The organism is Frankia sp. CoBUL1 (assembly GCF_978021245.1).
In genome coordinates this window covers 1-4,541 of the sequence record NZ_CDXDOS010000171.1, presented here as the reverse complement: position 1 = coordinate 4,541, position 4,541 = coordinate 1, and the positions used below count along the sequence as shown (strand labels likewise).

The window sequence follows — 4,541 nt, the reverse complement described above, 5'->3', positions numbered from 1 at the left end:
CGGAGAGCCCCGCACCGCTCCTTTCCACTGGCGGATCCGGCGCCGTTATTGGTCCCGGTCCCGCTGCCGGCTTCGGCATCGCCGGCAGTTCCGCGGGGACGCCGACCACCGCGAGCCACCAGACGATCATCGCCGCACAGGCCGCGCTTCCCGAAGCGGTCCCCAACCCGGTCCACGCCTGGGCCGGCCGGCTGGCCGTCTTCCACTTCGTGTGTGCCACCTGGGTCCTGTTCCGAGCGCCCGACCTGGCAACGGCACGCGAGCTCGTCGTCCGGCTGTTCACCGCGAGCGGACCGGCGCCGCTGGTCACTCCGACGGTCCTCGCCGCCATCGGGGTGGGACTGGCCACCGCAGCCGTCCCCCGCGTCTGGTGGATCCACGCGCAGGCCGCCTTCACCCGACTGCGCCTTGGCGCTCAGATCGCGCTGCTCACCCTGAGCATCATGATCATTTATGCGATCGTTGGCCCGCAGGACGTCGCGCCGTTCATCTACTTCCGCTTCTGAGTCACGCTCGCCTGCTCTCCCCAGCCCAACCCCGGTCCCGGAGCCTGAGTGTTACCCCGGCCGGGGTCGCCCAGGCCGGACGATACGAGCAACGGCGAGAGGGGCTTTAACTTAGAGTAATCGAATAGCAACGCCCGATCACATTCCGGGACATCTGTGACCTGCGTCAACGAAGCCGAGGGGCGATGACTGAGCGTGAAGATTCGGCGCCACCGGGACCCCCGGCGACCGCAGCCGCGGCAACCACCGGTGTCGTCCGGGTTCGGCAGGCCTTCCTACTGGTAGCCGTCACCCTGGGTCTGCTGGCGGTGCTCCGCGCCTCGGCGATGGTGCACGCGGGCGAGGGCATGCGCCCAGGACTCACCCGCACGCTCGTGCTGGGCGGGGCCCGTCCGATCGAACGGATCACCCGGACCGTCCATCTCGACGAACCGGACCGGTGGTTGTCACGCGCGTTCGGTCACGACGCCAAGTCCGGCGGAACCTTCTCCGAGCTGGCATCGGCGGCCAGCCGAGCTGAAGCCGAGCCCGATCGCCCCGGCACCCTCGGGCCGGGCGCCGCCGGTTCCCACCGCTCCCCGCTGCCACCGCGCCACCCGACCGCGGCCGATCCGCTGCGCGTCCTGGTCACCGGGGACTCGCTGACGGAATCACTCGGTCCGAGCATCATGAACAGTGCGCCCGCCGCGATCCGGGCACAGACCGAGACGCGGTTCGGCACGGGCCTGGTGCGGCCCGACTTCTTCGACTGGGCCACCCATGCCCGGGCGCAGATCACGCAGCGCAACCCGGAGCTGGTGATCGTCGCCATGGGCGGGAACGACGGCCAGGGCATCACGCTTGCGGACGGAACCGTCCTGCCAGCCGGATCGGACGCGTGGACCGCCGAGTACCAACGGCGTGCCATCGTCGTGATGCGGATCTGGAGCGGCGACGGGGCCCGCCGAGTGCTGTGGCTCAGCCTCCCGCCAGCCCGGTCGGACCAGCTGAACGGCTACTTCCGCCGGCTGAACGAGGCGACCCTCGACGCCACGACCAGGGTGGTCGGAGCCCGATATCTCGATCTCACCCCGTGGTTGTCGAAGAACGGCGCATACAGCGACTACCTCACCAGCGCGGACGGTAACACCGTCCTGGCCCGAGCCCGTGACGGCGTGCACCTGAGTCTCGACGGCGCGCGGATCGCCTCGGGACACGTTCTGGAGACCGTGCGCAGCACGTGGAACCTGCGGTGAACGACGATCGGACCGACCAACCGAACTGGACGATCAGACCGACCGAACTCTCAACGGGGGCGGAACCCGAAGCCCGCGCCGTCCAGATCCCGGCGAGCCTCCAGGACGGCGACCCGGGCTGCGGCCAGGACGTCGAGACCGGACGGCGCCGCCGCACCGGGCACCGAGATCGCGGCGACGAGCTCGTCGGCGAGGACCGCGAGCTGGTCGGTCAGGGCATGCGGCGCCAGCCGCGGCGGACGAGCGCCGGCCGGCGCTCCCGTGCCGGCCCGCTCGCCGAGCGACGCCAGTTCGTCGAGCAGCCGAACGGCCCGCTCCGCCCTGGTACCACCGGATTCCACCGGAACATCCCATGATGACCCGGACCAACACTGAAGGCGGTGAATCAGCAGGCCGACCTCACGGGTGAGATCACGGGTGAGATCACGGACCTCGTCGAACATCCGAGCAGGTTACCTGACGATGACGGGAACGGGTCTTGCTCTCTACTGTGGTATAAGGCACCCTCCAGACATGGTCCGTTGACGTCGGGTTTCACCTCAGGAGGCGCGCATGTCGCTGAACCGCTCCGCCCAGACCCACCAGATCCTCATCGAGCGGATACCGAAGGCAACCGGCCACGACGTGAACCACTGGCTCGATCGGCTCGACGACGGACCCGGCCTGCTCCGCTTCGCAGAGCGCGTCAACTGGCTGCGGGCCGAGCACGACCTGCCGCACTGCTATGCGGCGGCCCTGGTCCATGAGGCCGATCTGCGGCGGCGGGCGATCCGCGCGTAGACACTCGGCGGCCTCGGCCGCGCAGGTCCGGCCGCGCAGGTCCGGCCGCTCGGTGGGGCGTCGAGGTACGGCCCGGCTTCCCGCAGCTGTCCCCCGCCCCATGGCGCCGGGTACTCGGCGCCATGGGGCGGACACATGGTCCGCATCGTTGACGCGCCCGGTCGGCCACCGGACACATCACAATGACTGCATGAACCTCGACGCAGCCACTGAGTTCGTACGCGATCACCACCGGGCGGTGCTCAGCACCACCCGCCGGGATGGCACGCCCCAGATGTCACCGGTCACCGTCGGGGTGGACACCGACGGCCGTCTGCAGATCAGCAGCCGGCTCACCGCCTACAAGGTCCGCCACATCGAGCGGGATCCGACCGTACGGATCTGTGTGTTCCCCGATGAGTTCTTCGGGCCCTGGGTGCAGATCAACGGAACCGCCGAGATCGTCCGGCTACCGGCGGCGATGGACCTCCTGATCGCCTATTACCGAGACATCGCGGGTGAGCATCCCGACTGGGACGACTACCGGGCGGCGATGATCCGCGATCAGCGATGCATCATCCAGATCACTGCCCGGTCGGCGGGGCCGGACGTCTCGGGCTGAGGAGCAGGCTTGAGGACACCTGCCACGCGCGCGCCCTGACCTGATCATCGGCAGGACCCGGCCCCACGACGGACCCGCGCGCTACTGCCGCAGCTTGGAGAGCAGGCGCAGCGTCTCCAGGTAGACCCAGACGAAGCCGATCAGCAGGCCGAATCCCGCCCGCCACGCCTCGGAACGCGGCGCATGGGACGCGATCGCCCGCTCGATGTAGTCGAAGTCGAGGATGAACTGCAGGCTCGCGACGCCGAGCACAAGCAGGCTGAACAGGATGCCGAGCGGCGTCGCATCGTTGATCACCGGCAGGTGACTTCCGCTGGTGGCCCTGATCACGAGGTCGGTCAGGCCGAGGAGCACGACCCCGAGGAGCACGCCGAATACGATACGGGCCATCCGGGGGGTGGCCCGTAGCCGACCACTACGGTAGGCGACCAGCATCGCGACAAAGATCAGACCGGTCCCGAGCAGGGCCTGCGGGATGATGCCGTTGAAGGCGTTCTCGTAGTAGCGCGAGACCGCCCCGACCGCCACCCCTTCGATCAGGGCGAAGGCGATGATGAGCGGCGGACTGATCAGGTTGCGAAACGAGACGAACAGGCTGATCGCCAGGGCGACGAGGCCGGCCCCCAGCGCGATGCCGGGCGAGTCCGGCGCGAGGGCCCAGCCGACCGCGCCACCGACCGCCAGCAGTGCGAACAGCCCCAGCGTGTGCACGACGACGTCGTCGATCGTGAGGGTGGTGGGCTGGCGGTAGTGGCTCGCCAACTCCTCGGGGGTCGGCGTGGGAGGAGACGCGAACCCACCGCGACGGAACGCGGGGTTCGAGGAACGAAGGTCGGCCATGGAGCCGGCTCCTCTCGGTCGCCTCCGGGGAGGCATCACCCTCGGTGACTACAGCCTACGTCACCGTCTGGAACGTTCCTTGGGATAGGGGAGTTCCCGGCGCACCGGGACACGGTGGACGGCGACCGACAAGGCATCGCGACGCACGTCCACGCGCGCATCCTCGCAGCATCCCACAGCGACGAAGCCTTCCCCTCCTCGGCCGCGGTTCATCGGTCAGATGCCCGGACGACCGAGAAAGGATTGTGCCGGTGGTCGGAGTCGAACCGACACTCGAGCTGTTTTTAGGACAGCCTCCTCTACCAGTTGGGATACACCGGCTCGTCTACATCGCTGATGTTTCTACCACGCTACGTAGGGTCTGGGAATAACACATGCGGAAAAAGTGGTCCGGAGATGGCGGTACGACCGAAAGCGTGACTCATCGTGACGAGGATGCCAACTGTTCGCCATCCCCTTCGATCAGTGGACAGCTCAGATCGCTAAAAGGCGGGTCCACCGTCGGGTTTGGTCCTGACGACCAGAGCGGAGACGCGGGAAAAACACCCCCACCTAAGCTTGTCGTTTAACCTTCGGGTG

5 protein-coding genes, 1 tRNA gene and 1 pseudogene are annotated in these 4,541 nt (G+C 68.3%); 4 read left to right on the top strand and 3 right to left on the bottom strand.

What is annotated here, in order from left to right:
• Positions 1-506: pseudogene (locus AC08OX_RS12630) on the top strand (MBOAT family O-acyltransferase); the annotation flags it as partial.
• Positions 507-691: 185 nt separating this feature from the next.
• Positions 692-1,741, top strand: coding sequence for a DUF459 domain-containing protein (locus AC08OX_RS12625; RefSeq protein ID WP_476607999.1), 1,050 nt, complete (start codon positions 692-694; stop codon positions 1,739-1,741).
• Between the two features lie 50 nt (positions 1,742-1,791).
• Here the strand turns inward: AC08OX_RS12625 and AC08OX_RS12620 are convergent, their stop codons facing one another.
• On the bottom strand, positions 1,792-2,082 hold the full coding sequence (locus AC08OX_RS12620) for a hypothetical protein (RefSeq protein ID WP_476607998.1): 291 nt from the start codon (positions 2,080-2,082) through the stop codon (positions 1,792-1,794).
• Between the two features lie 211 nt (positions 2,083-2,293).
• On the opposite strand from AC08OX_RS12620, the gene AC08OX_RS12615 reads away from it, so the two are divergent.
• Positions 2,294-2,521, top strand: coding sequence for a DUF4287 domain-containing protein (locus tag AC08OX_RS12615; protein ID WP_011438288.1), 228 nt, complete (start codon positions 2,294-2,296; stop codon positions 2,519-2,521).
• A 190-nt stretch (positions 2,522-2,711) separates the two neighbouring features.
• The gene (locus AC08OX_RS12610) at positions 2,712-3,122 is read left to right on the top strand and encodes a PPOX class F420-dependent oxidoreductase (protein ID WP_476607997.1); all 411 of its coding nucleotides are present in this window, start codon (positions 2,712-2,714) and stop codon (positions 3,120-3,122) included.
• Between the two features lie 81 nt (positions 3,123-3,203).
• Here AC08OX_RS12610 and AC08OX_RS12605 read toward each other — a convergent pair whose 3' ends face one another.
• Together AC08OX_RS12605 and AC08OX_RS12600 are read right to left on the bottom strand one after the other, a co-directional pair.
• Positions 3,204-3,962 (bottom strand): Bax inhibitor-1/YccA family protein, encoded by a 759-nt coding sequence (locus AC08OX_RS12605; RefSeq protein WP_023840078.1) that lies wholly within the window; start codon positions 3,960-3,962, stop codon positions 3,204-3,206.
• Between the two features lie 246 nt (positions 3,963-4,208).
• A tRNA-Leu gene (locus AC08OX_RS12600) sits at positions 4,209-4,283 on the bottom strand.
• Positions 4,284-4,541 lie beyond the last annotated feature (258 nt).